Origin of the sequence: Cryobacterium breve (assembly GCF_004402375.1) — a bacterium.
GTDB classification, from domain to species: Bacteria; Actinomycetota; Actinomycetes; order Actinomycetales; family Microbacteriaceae; genus Cryobacterium; species Cryobacterium breve.
Genome location: NZ_SOGJ01000023.1, coordinates 481461 through 497759, shown reverse-complemented (window position 1 = coordinate 497759; position 16299 = coordinate 481461). Strand labels below are relative to the sequence as shown.

The 16299-nt window shown below is 66.5% G+C and carries 12 protein-coding genes; 8 read left to right on the top strand and 4 right to left on the bottom strand.

All coding sequences use genetic code 11. From position 1 onward, the window contains the following. Positions 1–54: 54 nt before the first annotated feature. From E3O65_RS12340 to def, 3 genes are read left to right on the top strand one after another with little or no spacing between them, the layout of a single operon-like run. Positions 55–3459 carry a pyruvate carboxylase gene (locus tag E3O65_RS12340; RefSeq protein ID WP_134363994.1) on the top strand — a complete coding sequence of 1135 codons (3405 nt, stop codon included), beginning with the start codon at positions 55–57 and terminating at the stop codon, positions 3457–3459. Positions 3460–3494: 35 nt separating this feature from the next. After that, positions 3495–4748 carry a MinD/ParA family ATP-binding protein gene (locus E3O65_RS12335; RefSeq protein ID WP_134363993.1) on the top strand — a complete coding sequence of 418 codons (1254 nt, stop codon included), beginning with the start codon at positions 3495–3497 and terminating at the stop codon, positions 4746–4748. Between the two features lie 58 nt (positions 4749–4806). Then, the gene (gene def, locus E3O65_RS12330) at positions 4807–5298 is read left to right on the top strand and encodes a peptide deformylase (protein WP_134363992.1); all 492 of its coding nucleotides are present in this window, start codon (positions 4807–4809) and stop codon (positions 5296–5298) included. A 61-nt stretch (positions 5299–5359) separates the two neighbouring features. Here def and E3O65_RS12325 read toward each other — a convergent pair whose 3' ends face one another. Next, positions 5360–7192, bottom strand: a complete 1833-nt coding sequence (locus tag E3O65_RS12325) for an AMP-dependent synthetase/ligase (RefSeq protein ID WP_134363991.1) — start codon at positions 7190–7192, stop codon at positions 5360–5362. Between the two features lie 175 nt (positions 7193–7367). Between E3O65_RS12325 and E3O65_RS12320 the strand changes: the two genes are divergently transcribed. The 3 genes from E3O65_RS12320 (at position 7368) to E3O65_RS12310 (ending at position 10497) form a co-directional block, all read left to right on the top strand. Next, positions 7368–8315 (top strand): ROK family glucokinase, encoded by a 948-nt coding sequence (locus tag E3O65_RS12320; protein ID WP_134363990.1) that lies wholly within the window; start codon positions 7368–7370, stop codon positions 8313–8315. A gap of 27 nt (positions 8316–8342) precedes the next feature. Beyond that, complete coding sequence (locus E3O65_RS12315) at positions 8343–9032, top strand: lysophospholipid acyltransferase family protein (protein WP_134363989.1); 690 nt, start codon at positions 8343–8345, stop codon at positions 9030–9032. Positions 9033–9126: 94 nt separating this feature from the next. After that, the gene (locus E3O65_RS12310) at positions 9127–10497 is read left to right on the top strand and encodes a class II 3-deoxy-7-phosphoheptulonate synthase (protein WP_422386421.1); all 1371 of its coding nucleotides are present in this window, start codon (positions 9127–9129) and stop codon (positions 10495–10497) included. 104 nt (positions 10498–10601) lie between these two features. Here the strand turns inward: E3O65_RS12310 and pknB are convergent, their stop codons facing one another. After that, the gene (gene pknB, locus E3O65_RS12305) at positions 10602–12545 is read right to left on the bottom strand and encodes a Stk1 family PASTA domain-containing Ser/Thr kinase (protein WP_134363988.1); all 1944 of its coding nucleotides are present in this window, start codon (positions 12543–12545) and stop codon (positions 10602–10604) included. Between the two features lie 88 nt (positions 12546–12633). Then, positions 12634–13938: a muramidase family protein gene (locus E3O65_RS12300; protein WP_134363987.1), complete on the bottom strand. Its 1305-nt coding sequence runs from the start codon at positions 13936–13938 to the stop codon at positions 12634–12636. Between the two features lie 144 nt (positions 13939–14082). Between E3O65_RS12300 and E3O65_RS12295 the strand changes: the two genes are divergently transcribed. After that, entirely contained in the window at positions 14083–14427 is a 345-nt protein-coding gene (locus E3O65_RS12295) for an Rv2175c family DNA-binding protein (RefSeq protein WP_134363986.1), read from the top strand. Between the two features lie 171 nt (positions 14428–14598). Here the strand turns inward: E3O65_RS12295 and E3O65_RS12290 are convergent, their stop codons facing one another. Further along, positions 14599–15711 (bottom strand): polyprenyl synthetase family protein, encoded by a 1113-nt coding sequence (locus E3O65_RS12290; RefSeq protein ID WP_134363985.1) that lies wholly within the window; start codon positions 15709–15711, stop codon positions 14599–14601. 72 nt (positions 15712–15783) lie between these two features. Between E3O65_RS12290 and E3O65_RS12285 the strand changes: the two genes are divergently transcribed. Beyond that, the gene (locus tag E3O65_RS12285; RefSeq protein ID WP_134363984.1) at positions 15784–16161 is read left to right on the top strand and encodes a DUF3040 domain-containing protein; all 378 of its coding nucleotides are present in this window, start codon (positions 15784–15786) and stop codon (positions 16159–16161) included. Positions 16162–16299: the final 138 nt, after the last annotated feature.

Below are 16299 nucleotides of genomic sequence, written 5' to 3'. Positions count from 1 at the left end.
GTCTTGGAGAACCTAACCGTCAGCTGTGCGCGGCATCACGCTCGAAAGGTCTGCATGTTCACGAAAATTCTTGTTGCCAACCGCGGGGAAATCGCGATCCGGGCTTTTCGGGCTGCCTACGAACTGGGTGCCAAAACCGTTGCGGTATTCCCGTTCGAGGACCGCAACTCCCTGCACCGGCTGAAGGCTGACGAGGCATACCAGATCGGCGAACCGGGACATCCGGTGCGTGCCTACCTCACGGTGAGTGAGATCATCCGGGTCGCCAAGGAGAGTGGCGCCGACGCCATCTACCCTGGTTACGGCTTCCTGTCTGAGAACCCCGAGCTGGCCCTTGCGGCCCGCCAGGCCGGCATCACCTTCATCGGTCCGGGCGAGCACGTGCTCGAAATGGCCGGCAACAAGGTCACCGCGAAAGAGCACGCCATCGCGGCGGGCGTTCCGGTGCTCAAGAGCAGTGCCCCCTCCCGCGACGTCGACGAACTGATTGCCGCCGCCGAGGAAATCGGCTTCCCGATCTTTGCCAAGGCCGTTGCCGGCGGCGGCGGGCGCGGCATGCGCCGCGTCGCGCAGATGAGCGAGCTCCGCGGCTCGCTCGAGGAAGCCATGCGCGAGGCGAACAGCGCCTTCGGCGACCCGACCATGTTCCTCGAGCAGGCCGTGCTGCGGCCCCGCCACATCGAAGTGCAGATCCTGGCCGACGCCACCGGCGAGACCGTGCACCTGTTCGAGCGCGACTGCTCCGTGCAACGCCGCCACCAGAAGGTCATCGAGATCGCCCCGGCGCCCAACCTCTCCGATGAGATCCGCCAGCACCTCTACGCGGACGCCGTCGCATTCGCCCGTTCGATCGGCTACGTCAACGCCGGAACCGTTGAGTTCCTGCTCGACACGGTCGGCGAACGCGCCGGCCAGCACGTGTTCATCGAGATGAATCCGCGTATCCAGGTCGAGCACACCGTGACCGAGGAGGTGACGGATGTCGACCTCGTGCAGTCTCAGATCCGCATCGCCGCGGGCCAGACCCTTCGCGAGCTCGAGCTCACGCAGGACAAGATCGTGTTGCGCGGCGCGGCTCTGCAGTGCCGGATCACCACCGAGGACCCGACCATGGGGTTTCGTCCGGACACCGGCAAGATCACCACCTACCGCTCACCCGGCGGCGCGGGCATCCGCCTCGACGGCGGCACGATCAACCCCGGCGCCCAGATCAGCCCGCACTTCGACTCGATGCTCGCAAAGCTCACTTGCCGAGGCCGAGACTTCGCCTCCGCCGTGACTCGGTCCAAGCGCGCCCTGGCCGAGTTCCGCATCCGCGGCGTGTCCACGAACGTCTCGTTCCTGCAGGCTGTGCTCGACGACCCGGACTTCGCATCCGGCAATCTGAGCACCTCCTTCATCGATGAACGACCCGAGCTGCTCCGTGGACGCGCGTCCAAGGACCGCGGAACGAAGATCCTCAACTGGCTCGCCGATGTCACCGTCAACAAGCCCAACGGTGTGCCGATCACGCTGCTCAACCCGGCCGAGAAGCTGCCGAAGCTCGATCTGTCCGCGCCGGCTCCGTCCGGCTCCCGCCAGCGGCTCCAATTGCTCGGGCCGGCCGGCTTCGCCGCCGACCTGCGTGCTCAGACGGCCTTGGCGGTCACGGACACCACTTTCCGCGACGCCCACCAGTCGCTGCTGGCGACTCGGGTGCGCACCCGGGATCTCGTGGCCGTGGCCCCGTACGTGGCCCGGATGACCCCGGAGCTGCTGTCGATCGAGGCCTGGGGCGGCGCCACCTACGATGTGGCGCTGCGCTTCCTCGGCGAAGACCCCTGGGAACGTCTGGCGTCGCTGCGTGAGGCACTGCCGAACATCAACGTGCAGATGTTGCTCCGCGGCCGTAACACGGTCGGCTACACCCCGTACCCGACCGAGGTGACGGACGCGTTCGTGCGTGAGGCGTCCTCCACAGGCGTCGACATCTTCCGGATCTTCGACGCCCTCAATGACGTGTCGCAGATGCGCCCGGCCATCGACGCCGTCCTGGCGACCGGCTCCTCCGTCGCCGAGGTCGCCCTCTGCTACACGGGTGACCTGCTCGACCCCGCCGAGAAGCTGTACACGCTCGACTATTACCTCCGGCTCGCCGAGCAGATCGTGGAGTCCGGCGCGCATATCCTCGCGATCAAGGACATGGCGGGTCTGCTGCGCCCCGCCGCCGCCGAGAAGCTCGTCACGGCGCTGCGGGAACGATTCGACCTGCCGGTCCACGTGCACACACACGACACCCCGGGGGGGCAGCTCGCCACCCTGCTGGCGGCCAGCCGTGCCGGCGCCGACGCGGTCGACGTGGCCAGTGCCCCGATGGCCGGCACCACCAGTCAACCGTCGGCATCCTCCCTCGTCGCCGCCCTCGCCCACACCGACCGCGACACCGGTATCTCCCTGCAGGCCGTGTGTGACCTGGAACCGTACTGGGAAGACGTGCGCCGGGTCTACCACCCCTTCGAATCAGGGCTGCGAGCGCCCACCGGACGCGTCTACAAGCATGAGATCCCGGGCGGCCAGCTGTCCAATCTGCGGACGCAGGCTGTCGCCCTCGGCCTCGCCGACGACTTCGAGCTGATCGAGGACATGTACGCCGCGGCCAACGACATCCTCGGCCGGGTGCCGAAGGTGACGCCGTCCTCCAAAGTTGTCGGTGACCTCGCTCTCTACCTCGCCGCCGTGCGCGCCGACCCGGTCGACTTCGCCGAGAACCCGGGTAACTACGACGTGCCCGATTCCGTGATCGGCTTCATGGCGGGGGAGCTGGGCGACCTTCCCGGCGGCTGGCCTGAGCCGTTCCGCAGCAAGGTGCTGGCCGGCCGCACCGTGCGCGTTGGCGTAACCGAGCTCACGACGGACGAGCGCGCCGCCCTGAACAGCGACAGCCTCACCCGGCGGGCAATGCTCAACCAGTTGCTCTTTCCGGCGCCGACGCGGCACTTCGAGCAGATCCGGGAGCTTTTCGGCGACCTGTCCGTGCTCGACACCGTCGACTACCTGAACGGTCTGCAGCAGGGTATGGAGCACGCCGTAGAAATCGCCAAGGGAGTGCGGCTGTACGTCGGGCTCGAGGCGATCGGCGAGGCCGATGCCAGGGGCATGCGCACCGTCATGACAACGCTCAACGGCCAGCTCCGTCCCGTGTTCGTGCGGGATCGCAGCATTACGGTCAGCACCAACGTCGCCGAGAAAGCGGATGCGAACCGGCCTGGCCAGATCGCCGCGCCCTTTTCTGGCGTGGTCACCCTTCAGGTTGAGGAGGGGGACACCGTCGAGGCCGGTCAGTCCGTGGCTTCGATCGAGGCCATGAAGATGGAGGCGGCCATCACCTCACCCATCGCGGGCTATATCGAGCGGCTCGCGGTTCCTCGCACCCAGCAGGTCGATGCCGGCGATCTGCTTGTGGTGGTGCGTCCACGCTAAGCTTGGTGCGATCTATCGACGAAGGGACTGATCTTTTGTCAGATAAGCGCGCAGGAGCCGAGTTTCCCGGCCGGGAACCCGCCGACGAGGATCTCGTCCAGGCGGGCGACGAGTATCACAGCGAGTTGCCACCTCACACGATCGTGAACCTGGCAGCGGCCCTTCCCGTTCAGGTTGCCTCCCCGGCCACGCACACGATCGAGATCAGTACCCCGGCTGTGCCGCGCGCCGATCGGTCGTCCGCCGCTGTCACCGGTGCGGTGCGGGCCCTCTCCGGCCAAGGTGTCGGCGATGCCGCGGGCCAGTCCCGCAGGGCGAGCCTGCGCACGAGTGCCAGCCCTGCCCCCGAATCCGCATCGCAGCTCACGTCGGACCGATTACTGGCGGTCAACCGTCGCACCAAGCCGCCGCCCCGCGGTGCCTGGAACAGCTTCGTCTTCGGCGCCACCCTGCACGTGGTCAACCTCGGCGACTCGGCCAAGGTGCGCGCCCACAAGCAGCTCGACGAGCGCATCCGCAAGGAATTCGCGGGTGGAACCCGGTTCGTGCCGATCCTCACGCGGAAGGGCGGAGTCGGCAAGACCACAGTCACGGCGCTCCTCGGTATGGCTCTGGCGGATGCCCGCGAGGACCGCATCATCGCCGTCGACGCCAACCCCGACCGCGGCACCCTCTCCGAGCGGGTGACAAAGCAGACCCGCTCCACCGTGCGCGACGTGGTGACCAAGGCCGCGTCGATCGGTGGATTCACCGATTTCTCCGCGCTCGTGTCGCGTGACGCGACCCGGCTCGACATTCTCGCCTCCGACACCGACCCGCTCCTGTCCGAGGCCTTCGACGAGAACGACTACAACGTCGTCGCCGACCTGGCGGCGCGGTACTACTCGATCATGCTCACCGACTGCGGCACCGGCATCGTGCACTCCGTGATGCGGGCCACCCTGCAGCGAGCCGACTCGATCGTCATCGTCTCCGGCGGAAGCGTCGACGAGGCCAGGCTGGCCTCAGAGACCCTGACCTGGCTTGAGGCCAACGGCTACGGCGACCTGGTGCGCAACGCGATTGTCGCGCTGAACACGGCCACGCAGGGCACGAACCTGGTGAAGCTGGAAGAGATCGAGTCGCATTTTCGGTCCAGGGTGCGGGAGATCGTGCGCATCCCCTGGGACCCGCAGCTCGCCGCAGGCAGTGTCATCTCCTTCGACGACCTGAAACCCATCACCCGGCTGGCGGCTCGCACGCTGGCCGCCCTCGTGGTCGAGGGGCTGCCCGCCGACCGAAACGTATAACCGCACCACACACCTGCATCACGCTGCACCATCGCAGCACAGACTTGGAGTTGCCACTGTGCCTGAGCGCCAGATCCGTCTCTTCGGAGATCCCGTCCTCAAGACCGTCTCCGAGCCGGTCGGCACGATCGACGCCCGTGCGAGGAGCCTGGTCGAGGACCTGGTCGCCAGCGTGCGCCTACCTGGGAGAGCAGGCGTCGCGGCATCCCAGATCGGAGTCAACCTTCGGGCGTTCAGCTACAACGTGGACGGAGAAATCGGGTACATCCTCAATCCGGTCCTGGTCGAGGTGTCGGGGGAGCCCGAACTCGTCGACGAGGGCTGCCTGTCGGTACCCGGACTGTGGTACCCGACGCGCCGCTACCCGTTCGCCCGGGTCACGGGCATCGACCTCGACGGCCAACCGGTCGAGCTGTCCGGTAGCGGCATCATGGCTCAGGCCCTGCAGCACGAGACCGACCACCTCGATGGCCTGCTCTACCTGGACCGCCTTGACAAGGAGAACCGTCGGGCCGCCATGAAGGAGATCCGCGAGTCCACCTGGTTCTGACACCGGTCCGGCGGTGGTCGAGCCAGACGAGCTCCGACCACCGCCCCTGATCAGCGGGCGACTAGCCCTTGACCGGGTTGACTCCGGTCACCGGGGCGCCGAGATACATGGCCTCGATGACACTGGCGAAGTCCCGCAGGATGATATCCCGTTTGATGCTCAGCTTCGGCGTGAGGTAACCGCCGTCCTCGGTGAGTTCGGTCGTCAGCACCGTGAACTTGCGGATCGACTCCGCGCGGGACACATGGTCGTTGGCGTGGTCCACGGCCCGCTGCACCTCGGCGAGCACCTTCGGGTTGACGGATGCCTCCGTCAGGGACATTCCCGCATCCTCGCCGTTGTTGTTCAGCCAGACGGCGAGCATGTCGGGGTCCAGCGTGATCAGCGCGGCGATGAACGGCTTGCGATCGCCGACGACGACCACCTGTCCGATCAGCGGGTTCGAGCGGATCGGGTCCTCCAACGCCGCCGGGGCGACGTTCTTGCCGCCGGCCGTGACAATGATCTCCTTCTTTCGTCCCGTGATGGTGAGGAAGCCGTCGCCGTCCATGGCGCCGATGTCCCCGGTGCGCAGCCATCCGTCGTTGAAGGACGCCGCGGTGGCCTCGGGGTTCTTCCAGTACTCCTTGAAGACGTTCACTCCCTTGACCTCGATCTCGCCGTCGTCCAGAACACGAACGGACACGCCGGGGAGAGGCGGTCCGACGGTTCCGATCTTGAACTTGGTCGTCAGTCCGACGGTCGTGGGGGCGGTGGTCTCAGTGAGGCCGTAGCCCTCGAGGATCTTGATGCCGAGGCTGTGGTAGAAGTGGCCCAGGTGCATGCCGAGCGGGGCGGACCCGGAGACGGCGTATTTCACGTTGCCGCCCATGGCGGCACGGAGCTTGGCGTAGACGAGACGGTCGAAGAGCGCGAACTTGACCTTCAGCATCAGCGGAACGCTCTTGCCCTGGTCGACCAGCATGGAGTGGTCGACGGCGACTTGGGCGGCCGCTTCGAAGATCTTGCCGCGGCCTGCGGCCAGGGCCTTCTGTTCGGCGGAGTTGTAGACCTTTTCAAATACGCGCGGCACCGCGAGCAGGAAGGTCGGTTTGAAGGTGCCGAGCGATTCGAGCAGCTTGCGCGTGTCGGGCTGGTGACCGACGCGCACGCCGGCGTGCACGCACAGCACCGAGATGAACCGGGCGAACACGTGCGCCGTGGTGATGAACAGCAAAGTGGAGGCGCCGTGTTCGTCCGTGAGGACATCCTTCAGCGCGACAGCGGCATTGCGGGATGTCTCGACGAAGTTGGCGTGGGTGAGCACGCACCCCTTGGGTCGGCCGGTGGAACCCGAGGTGTAGATCAGAGTGGCGATGTCCGACCCGATCGCGAGGGCACGCCGGCGCTCGATCTCCTCGTCGGGAACATCCGTTCCGGTGGCCGCGAGCTTGTCCAGGTCACCGAGGTCGATCTGCCACACCTTTTGCACGCTGGGCAGTTCGGGGTGCACCTCATCGAAGCGGGAGAAGTGCTCTGCGGTCTCGACGATCACGGTCACGGCGTCCGAGTCGCCCAGGATCCACTGGATCTGCTTGGGCGAGCTCGTCTCGTAGACCGGAACGAGCACGGCACCGGCGAACCAGGTGGCGAAGTCGATCAGTGTCCACTCATAGCGGGTCTTGCACATCAGGCCGATTTTGTCGCCGGGCTGGATACCGGCTGCGACGAGACCCTTGGCCAGTGCAACAACCTGGGCGTGGAACTCGGCGGTGGTGACGGGAATCCAGGCTCCGTTTCTCGGCAGTGAGAACAGCACGGAGTCGGGTGTCTCGGCGAGGCGATCGACCAGGAGGTCTGTGACGTTGGCTTGCGGGTCTGCGGGAACAATTGCGGGCAGATCGAACTGTTTCACGGTAACTCCTCTGGTACCGGGCGGGCATTTTGCCCTACTCTATCCACGTCGGTACGTGGAAGCGTACGTTTCGCCTGGCGGTGTCTTGATTCACTACACTCTAGAGGGGTCGCACCAGCTCCGTTGTTCGCCCGGTCGTGCGTTTCCTCCAGCCCCTCAACGAAAGAAGTCCGCCGTGCACGCCATTGGGATCGACATCGGCGGCACCAAAATTGCCGCGGCTCTGGTTGACGAATCCGGCACGATCGTCCGCTCCGATCGGCGACCGACCACCGCGAACGATCCTCGCGGCATCGAAGACGCCGTTGTGGCGATGATCACGGACCTGGCCGCCGGCGAAGAGGTCGTCGCCGCGGGGATCGCGGCAGCCGGTTTCATTGACGCCGCCCAGTCCACCGTCTACTACGGCCCCAACGTCAACTGGCGGCACGAACCGCTTCGAGCCACGCTCGAGGCCCGGCTCGATCTGCCCATCCTGATCGAGAACGACGCGAACGCTGCCGGTTGGGCGGAGTTCGTCTTCGGCGCCGGGCGTGGCTACAGCGATATGGTCACCCTCACCATCGGCACCGGCGTTGGCGGGGCGATCGTGTCCAACAGCCGCCTCTTCCGCGGCGGCTTCGGGTGTGCCGCCGAACTCGGGCACTTGCGCGTGGTGCCGGGCGGTCGCCTCTGCGGCTGCGGTGCCCACGGCTGCATCGAACAGTACGGCTCGGGCCGCGCCCTGCTTCGAATTGCGACCGAGTTGGCGGATGCCGGTGGCATCGGCCTCGGCCTTGCCGCGGCTCGCGAGCGCAAGGGCAAGCTCACCGGCAAGGAGGTCGGCCGCTTGATCCAGGAGGGCGACAACGGCGCCCTCGCGGCGCTGCGTCAGTTGGGCAGCTCGCTTGGCGCGGCCTGCTCGAGCCTCGCAGCCGTGCTTGACCCGCAGATCTTCGTTTTCGGCGGGGGAGTGGCCGCGGCCGGCGACCTGCTGCTCGAGCCGATCCGCGCCGCCTACCTCGAAAACCTGCCCGCCAGGGGATACCATCCTGAGGCGGAATTCGCGATAGCCCAGCTCGTCAACGACGCCGGAGTCGTCGGCGCGGCCGACCTGGCGCGGAAACACGTCTTCGCGCAGTAGGCTTTCCGGGTTACCGAGGGAGCAACGATGTTCTACTGGCTTATGAAAAACATTGTCATCGGCCCTCTGCTGTTGGCGATCTTCCGACCGTGGGTGGTCGGGCTCGAGAACATCCCCAAAGAAGGCGGTGTGATTCTCGCGAGCAACCACCTGTCGTTCATCGACTCGGTTTTCCTGCCGCTGGTCGTGCCACGGCGGGTCGTCTTCCTGGCTAAGAGCGAGTACTTCACCGGCAAGGGGCTGAAAGGCTGGGCGACGCGCCAGTTCTTCAAGGCCACCGGGCAACTGCCGATCGACCGGTCGGGTGGCAAGGCGTCCGAGGACTCCCTCAACACTGGCTTGCGCGTTCTTGGCTCCGGCGGCGTGCTCGGCATCTATCCGGAGGGCACCCGCAGTCCCGACGCCAAGATGTACCGTGGCCGCACCGGTGTAGCGCGGATGGTGCTCGAAGCCGAGGTCCCGGTCATCCCCGTGGCAATGATCGACACGGAGAAGGCTATGCCGACAGGCACCCGGGTCCCCAAGGTGCGCCGCATCGGCATCGTCATCGGCAAGCCCCTCGACTTCAGCCGGTTCGATGGCATGGAGGGAGACCGGTTCGTGCTCCGGTCGGTGACCGACGAGCTGATGTACGAGTTGCAGGCGCTGAGCCGCCAAGAGTACGTGGACGTCTACGCGACGAGTGTGAAAGAAAAGCGCGCCAGCCTGACCCGGTAGAATCAGAGGGTTGTCTGGGGGCCAGCAGGTCCCACCCCCACAGTGCGGTTCGCGGTATTTCGTGCGCCGGACCAGAGAAAAAAGGAATAGTCCCGTGGTAGACCCCACCGAACCAGTCGTCCTCGCAGAACAATCTGTGGTTGCCGGCCTGGACTATTGGCGCACCCTCCCGATCAAGCAGCAGCCGACGTGGCCCAACCCGGTCGCCGTTGCCGCGGCATCATCCGAATTGTCAACTCAGCCCCCGCTCGTGTTCGCCGGCGAGGTCGACATTCTGCGCGATCGCCTGGCGGAGGCCGCCAGCGGCCACGCCTTCCTCCTGCAGGGCGGAGACTGCGCCGAGACCTTCAGCGGCGCCACCGCGGAGCAGATCCGCAACCGCGTCAAGACCGTGTTGCAGATGGCCGTCGTGCTCACCTACGGCGCGTCGATGCCCGTGATCAAAATGGGCCGAATGGCCGGCCAGTTCGCCAAGCCCCGCTCGAGCGACTTCGAGACCCGCGGCGGCGTCACGCTGCCGGCCTACCGTGGCGACATCGTCAACGGCTACGACTTCACACCTGAGTCCCGCGAGGCCGACCCGGCTCGTCTGGTAACGGGCTACCACACGGCCGCGTCCACGCTCAACCTCATCCGGGCATTCACCCAGGGTGGGTTCGCCGACCTGCGCCAGGTGCACAGCTGGAACCAGGGCTTCGCCGCCAACCCGGCGAATCAGCGCTATGAAAAGGTGGCGAAGGAGATCGACCGTGCGATCAAGTTCATGATCGCCTGCGGGGCGGACTTCGAGGCCATGCGCCGCACGGAGTTCTACACCAGCCACGAGGGTCTGCTGATGGATTATGAGCGTCCGATGACGAGGATCGACTCGCGCACCGGAACACCGTACAACACGTCCGCGCACTTCATCTGGATCGGGGAGCGTACACGCGACCTCGACGGCGCCCACGTCGACTTCCTCTCCCGGGTGCGCAACCCGATCGGGGTCAAGCTCGGGCCGAGCACGTCCGTCGACGACATGCTGCGACTGGTCGACAAGCTCGACCCGAACCGGGAGCCCGGCCGCCTCACATTTATCACGCGGATGGGTGCCGGCACCGTGCGCGACGCCCTGCCACCGCTGCTGGAGGCCATCAAGGCCAGTGACGCCAAGCCGCTGTGGGTCACCGACCCCATGCACGGCAACGGCGTGACTACCCCCACCGGTTACAAGACGCGGCGCTTCGACGACGTCGTCGACGAGGTCCGCGGCTTCTTCGAAGCGCACCGGAGCGTCGGCACACATCCTGGCGGCGTGCACGTGGAGCTCACCGGAGATGACGTCACCGAGTGCCTCGGCGGCTCGGAGCACATCGACGAGGCTGCCTTGGCTACCCGGTACGAGTCGCTTTGCGACCCGCGCTTGAACCACATGCAGTCGCTCGAGCTCGCCTTCCTGGTCGCGGAGGAGCTCGCCGCCCGCTAGATGCGCGACCTCGGTGCCCGTTCCGCTCACCAGTGCCCGTTCTGCCGGTCACTCCGGTGCGGAACGGGCACTTTCGTACGGCGTGGCAGCGGTCTCGGTGGTGGTTAGCCGAAGGGGTTCGTCGGCTTGAGGGTGATGGTGCTGCCCTTTTCAGCGGGCGTTCCGGCCACGGGATCCGTGGACGCGACGTTGAGGAGAGCGGCGATCGCATCCGCCCCAAGATTGTAACTCAGCTTGAAGCCGAGGTCGGTCAAAGCCTGCTTGCCTTCATTCCACGGCATTCCGACGACGTCCGGAATGATGACTGGTTCAGGGCCGCGGGAGACCGTCAGGGAGTAGGTGTCGCCTACGCGCACCGCCCCCTCGTTCACGGGCACGGCACGGATGACGTTCCCGGCGTCGACGGAGTCGCTGTAGACCTCCTCCCCGGAATTTGCGAGCAGCCCCTTGTCGGCCAGGATCGCGGTCGCGTCGTCGACCGTCTCGCCGGCCACGTCGGGCACGGAACCCAGCGACACCACGAGGTTGACGTTCATGCCCTGGAAATAGTCTCCACCCTGAGATACATCCGTGCCGTCTAGTTCCCGAGTGGCCGAGATGACCAGGCCGGATTCCACGGTGTCGTCGAAGATGGAGTCGGTCGCGCCGATGCCCGCGTTAAGGTCGGTGACAGCGGCCGCCGCCGCGTCGCTGGACAGCCCGGCCAGAACGGGAAGCGTGATGGGCTGGGGGCCCTGGGACACGAGGAGGGTCACCGTGCTGTCTTTGGCGACCCGGGTACCCGATTCGGGGTCGGTGCTGGAGACCAGACCCGCGGGAATCGTGCCGCTGAACTCGGTGCCGAGCGCCACTTCCAGTCCGAGCGCCGTCAACTGGCTGGTGGCGTTCTCCGGGGAGGAGGAGGTCAGGGAAGGAACGGGAACGTCCGAGCCTGGGCCGCTGCCGAAGTACCAGCCGGTTCCCCCGGCCAGTGCGGCCAACATGATCACGAGTGCGAAGAGCCAGTAGCCGCGGTGCTTGCGCTTCTGGGCCTGCTCGGTCAGGAGGGTGGCATTGGCCGGGGCTTCCGCAGAGGCGTCGGCCGCGCCTCCGGCAGGAACGAGTGGGGTGGCGCCGAAGATCTGGGTGTCGGCCTCGGCCACCGCTGCGGTCAGCCCGCCCGGCATCACCATGGTCGACGCGAGGCCGGTCGCGGCGGGGGCCGGGCGCACCAGCTTGTCGAGGTCGAGCAACTGGTCGAGCATGACACGGGCATCGCGCGGACGTTGCTCCGGGTCGCGAGCGGTCGCCCACAGCACGAGTTCGTCGAGCTCGTGCGGAATCGTGGGTATGCGGACGCTCGGCATCGGCACAGTGTCGTTGGCGTGCTGGTAGGCGATCTGCATGGGCGCTTCGCCCACATAGGGCTGCTCGCCGGTGAGCATCTCGTAGGTCATGATGCCGAGGGCGTAGATGTCGCTGCGGGCATCCGCGATGCCTCGTGTGACGAGCTCGGGGGAGAGATAGGCGATCGTGCCGAGTAGCGCTTGGCCGGTCGCAGTGTTGTTGTTGACCGCGCGAGCAAGGCCGAAGTCGCCGATCTTGATGCGGCCGTCGTCGGCCAGCAAAACGTTCTCCGGTTTGAGGTCGCGGTGAACGATCCCGGCCTTGTGCGCGGCGGCCAGCCCCGAAAGCACTGCCTCGAGGATGTCCATCGTCTGCTCGCTGGTGAGGCGGCCGTAATCCTTCAGCAGGTCGCGCAGCGTGATGCCGGGCAGGTATTCCATCACCAGATAGGCCATGTCGGCGTCCTGGCCCTGGTCGTAGACGTTGACGACGTTGGGGTGCGCGAGGCGGGCGGCCGAGCGGGCCTCCTGCACGAAGCGGGCCTTGAACGTGTTGTCGTCGGCGAGGTGGCCGTGCATGATCTTGATCGCGACCCGGCGCTCGAGGCGCAGGTCGGTGGCGAGGTAGACCGTGGCCATGCCGCCACGGGCGATCCGCGAGCGCACCTGATAGCGGCCGTCTATCAGACGGCCGACCATGGGATCGGCAGGGGTATCGCTCACTAGTCGATTCTAGGGATCGCCGGACCGTTCCTCGCGCCGGGACACCCGAAAGTCGGGGATTTCAGGGTCGAACGGATGCCAGTACGTCTCAGCTGAGTTCGTCCAGCCACGCCCGAGCGGACGTTTCCCACTTGGCGTAGTGGTTCGGGTAGGCCGAGATCTGCACCGTCTGAGCGGCCTCGGTCACCGTCATCGATTCCCATCCCGGCACGTCCAGGAGTCCACGGGTGACGCCCGGGTTCGGGTTCACGGGACCGCCGAAGAAGGCGAGGCTGGCCCGCACCGGGTCGAGCACCTCGGCGGGGGAACCCCAGCCGGAGCTGGGCCGCTGCTGAAAGAGTCCGAGGGAATCGCGGTCACCGTGCTGCACGTTGCGCAGTCCGGACTCCTGAGCCGCGGCGGCCAGGGCGATCACGATGCCTGCGTCTCCGGCGCCGGCCGTTCGTCCACTGGCGATGATGATTTCGGCGTGTCGTCGCATCTCCTCGGTGAGCGGAGTGACCCGGCCGACTTCGGCCGACGGCGACGGAACCGGTGCGACCTCGGTGATCAGGACCGCTGGGTCGGTCGGGAGAGCCGCGGACGATGAACCGGATGGGACGCTGAGCACCTGCCCGGGGTAGATGATGCTGGACCACCCGAGGCCGTTGGCGTCGAGCACGGACTGCACCGACACTCCCGCCGCGGCCGCGAGGCCGCCGATGGTCTCGCCGGCCACGATCGTGTGCGTTCCGGATGCGCCGCCCACCGCCGCGACCGGCGCGGCGGCCACCGGGGCCGCCGCTGGGCCGTCGCCCGGCGGCAGCACCACGGACTGACCGGGAAAGATGATGCTGCTCGGGTCGAGGCCGTTCACCTGAAGCAGTGCGGACAGGGACAGCCCGTGGGCAGCTGCGACACCGGAGAGTGTGTCACCGCTCTGGATCACATATCGGGCGATCTCCGCGGCAACCGGAGCGGGGGCCGGCGCCGGCGTGGCGGCCTGCGCCGACAGGATCAGCGTCTGACCCGGAAAGATGACCGCTGACCAGCCCAGTCCGTTGAGGGCGAGCACGGATGCCGTGGAGAGGCCGAACCGTCCGGCAACGGCGCTCACGGTGTCGCCCTCGACCACCTGGTACTGGGTCGGTGTCGCTGTGGTGGGCACGCTCGTCGATACCTTGGCCGAAGCGGCGCCGGGCAGCAGACTCTTGCTCTTGAGCGGCTTCTTGGCGATGGAGGCGGCCTCCGCCGGAGAGGCCAGATTCAGGCTGATTGCAATTGTGCTGATCAGAACCAGCGGCACCGTGACCAGCACGCCCAGGCCACGCCGCTCGGTCGAGGCCGTCTGGCGGTGGCGCCCCTCGCTGACCGCTCGTGGGTCCTTGCTGTTCCTGCTGGCTCGTGCCGACATACCGCTCCCGTCGAGTGCGTGCGACAGCAATGCTGACACAGTTGTTCAGTCCAGCTAATCAGGTGGCCCCCGTTCTGGGTGACAACACGCGCGAAACCGGGCCGGAAGTTTGTCCAGCATCCCTAATCATGGGAGGCTTGAACCGTGACCGAATCGTTTTCAGATCAAGAGTGGCTGTCCATCCCAGACCTCGTCCGTGTGCTCGGCGTCAGCCAGAGCCGCGTGCGCCAGCTCGTCGACGACAGGCAGTTGATTGCCATCCGCCGGGACAATGGCCCGCTGCAGGTTCCCGCCTCCTTCCTCAAGGACGGGGCGCCACTGCCCGAACTTCGCGGCACCCTGATCGTGCTCGCCGACGATGGCTTCACCGACGAGCAGGCGATGCGCTGGCTCCTCGAGGTCGACGACAGTCTCGGAGTGCCCCCGGTCCAGGCACTGCTGGCGGGTCGCAAGGCCGAAGTGCGTCGGGTGGCTCAGGCCCTCGCCTAAGGTTTCCGGCCTGGAACGGCACCGCACAGCACCCTGCCGTATGCCCGTCTCGGACGAATTCAACGGTGAATTCGCCCGAATCGCACCTAAACACCCCGAAACGGCAGTTTCAGAACAGGATCTCCATCGAATTGGTTCGGCACCGGGCCTCGTGCTCGGCCGGGACCGTGCCTAGAACGCGCGGTGGGTCACCGTCTCGGCCAGCTCCATCAGCCGCGTCGTGACCGCGTCGGTGATCGGCGATCCTTCGAGGGCCGCAAGGGCCTCGGCGACGTTTGCGACGATGAGTGCCTCGATCCGTTCGACGGCGCCGCTGTCAAGGATGGTGCGTTGCAGCACTTTGATCTGGGCTTGCGTCAGTAGCGGGTCGCCAAGGAGAGCGTCCAATTCCCCGCGGGCCGTGTCCGTCAGCTGCGCTCGCGCCAGCGCGACCAACACGGTGCGCTTGCCTTCTCGGAGGTCGTCGCCGCTGGGCTTGCCGGTCACAGAGGCATCCCCGAACACACCGAGCAGGTCGTCCCGGAGCTGGAAGGCGATTCCGAGCGGCAGCCCGAACGCGCGCAGGGCGTCGAGGTGTTCCGGTCCGGCGCCGGCGAGAGCCGCGCCGATCACGAGCGGCGCCTGCACGCTGTACTTGGCGGATTTGAAGACGATGACCCGCAGGGCCCGGTCGAACAGCTCCGCCTCGGGGTAGGTCAGCCAGGCGCGCTCCTCGAGGATGTCGAGGTACTGGCCCACGGTGACCTCGGTGCGCATCCGGTTGAATTCCGCCCGAGCGCGGAGCGCAGCTGTCGCGTCCGGGGCGGCCGCGAGGCCTTCGTCGAGCAGCTCGTCGCTCCAGCCCAGGAGCAGGTCACCGAGAAGGATGCCGGCGGCCCGCCCGAATTCAATCTGGCTGCCTGCCCAGCCGCTCATTCCATGCATGCCCTCGAAGAGTTTGTGGGCGGAGGCGGCTCCGCGTCGGGTGTCGGAGTTGTCGATGATGTCGTCGTGCACGAGTGCCGCCGCGTGGAAGATCTCCAGTGCCGCTGCGGCGGAAACGATATGGGTTGGAAGGGCCTCGGAAGCACCGGCCTCACCGGCCGCTGAGCAGGCCCCGATGCTCTGCCATCCCCAGTAGCAGAACAGCGCCCGAAAGCGCTTGCCGCCACTGAGAAACTGCCGTGAGAAGTCCACCAATGGCGTGAGATCCGCGCTGATAGTGGTCACAATTGGCTGACGGGTTTCGAGGAATTCGTCGATGCGGGAATGAACCAGATCGATCACATGATTGCTTTGCGCCACCTGCCTAGCCTAGCCATCTCGGCGGGGTTAGAATCGATGAAGTACAGCGCGACCCCAAACAGGAGGAATGAGATGCCGCTTTCGGAACAAGAGCAGCGACTCCTCGAAGAGATGGAGCGCGGTCTCTATCACAACGACGCCGACTTCGTAGCAAACGTCGGGGGAACCTCCCTCCGGCCGAACTACCGCTCGATTTCTCTCGGGGTTCTGGCCGCGGTTGCGGGAATCGGCGGCCTCATCGCCGGCGTGGCCATCCAGCAGTTGTGGCTCGGTGTACTGGGTTTCGTCATCATGTTCGCCGGGGTTCTGATCGCCACCACTCCAAGCAAGAACGCCACACGGATGTCCGCAGCCCCCCGCTCGAGTCCGTCTCAGCAGCGCTCCCCGGAACGCGGCTTCATGGATCGCATGAACGAACGCTGGGATCGCCGCCAGGACGGCCAGCCATAACCATCCGGGTCTAGCTCCACTACGCTCCACCCCGCTCCACCCGCCACCAGCTGTAGGGCCGATCATCGGATCGGCCCTTTTTTTGTGCCTGGAAGCGGGCCGGATTGGATCAAGACGCGGGATTTCCCTCCACCTGCG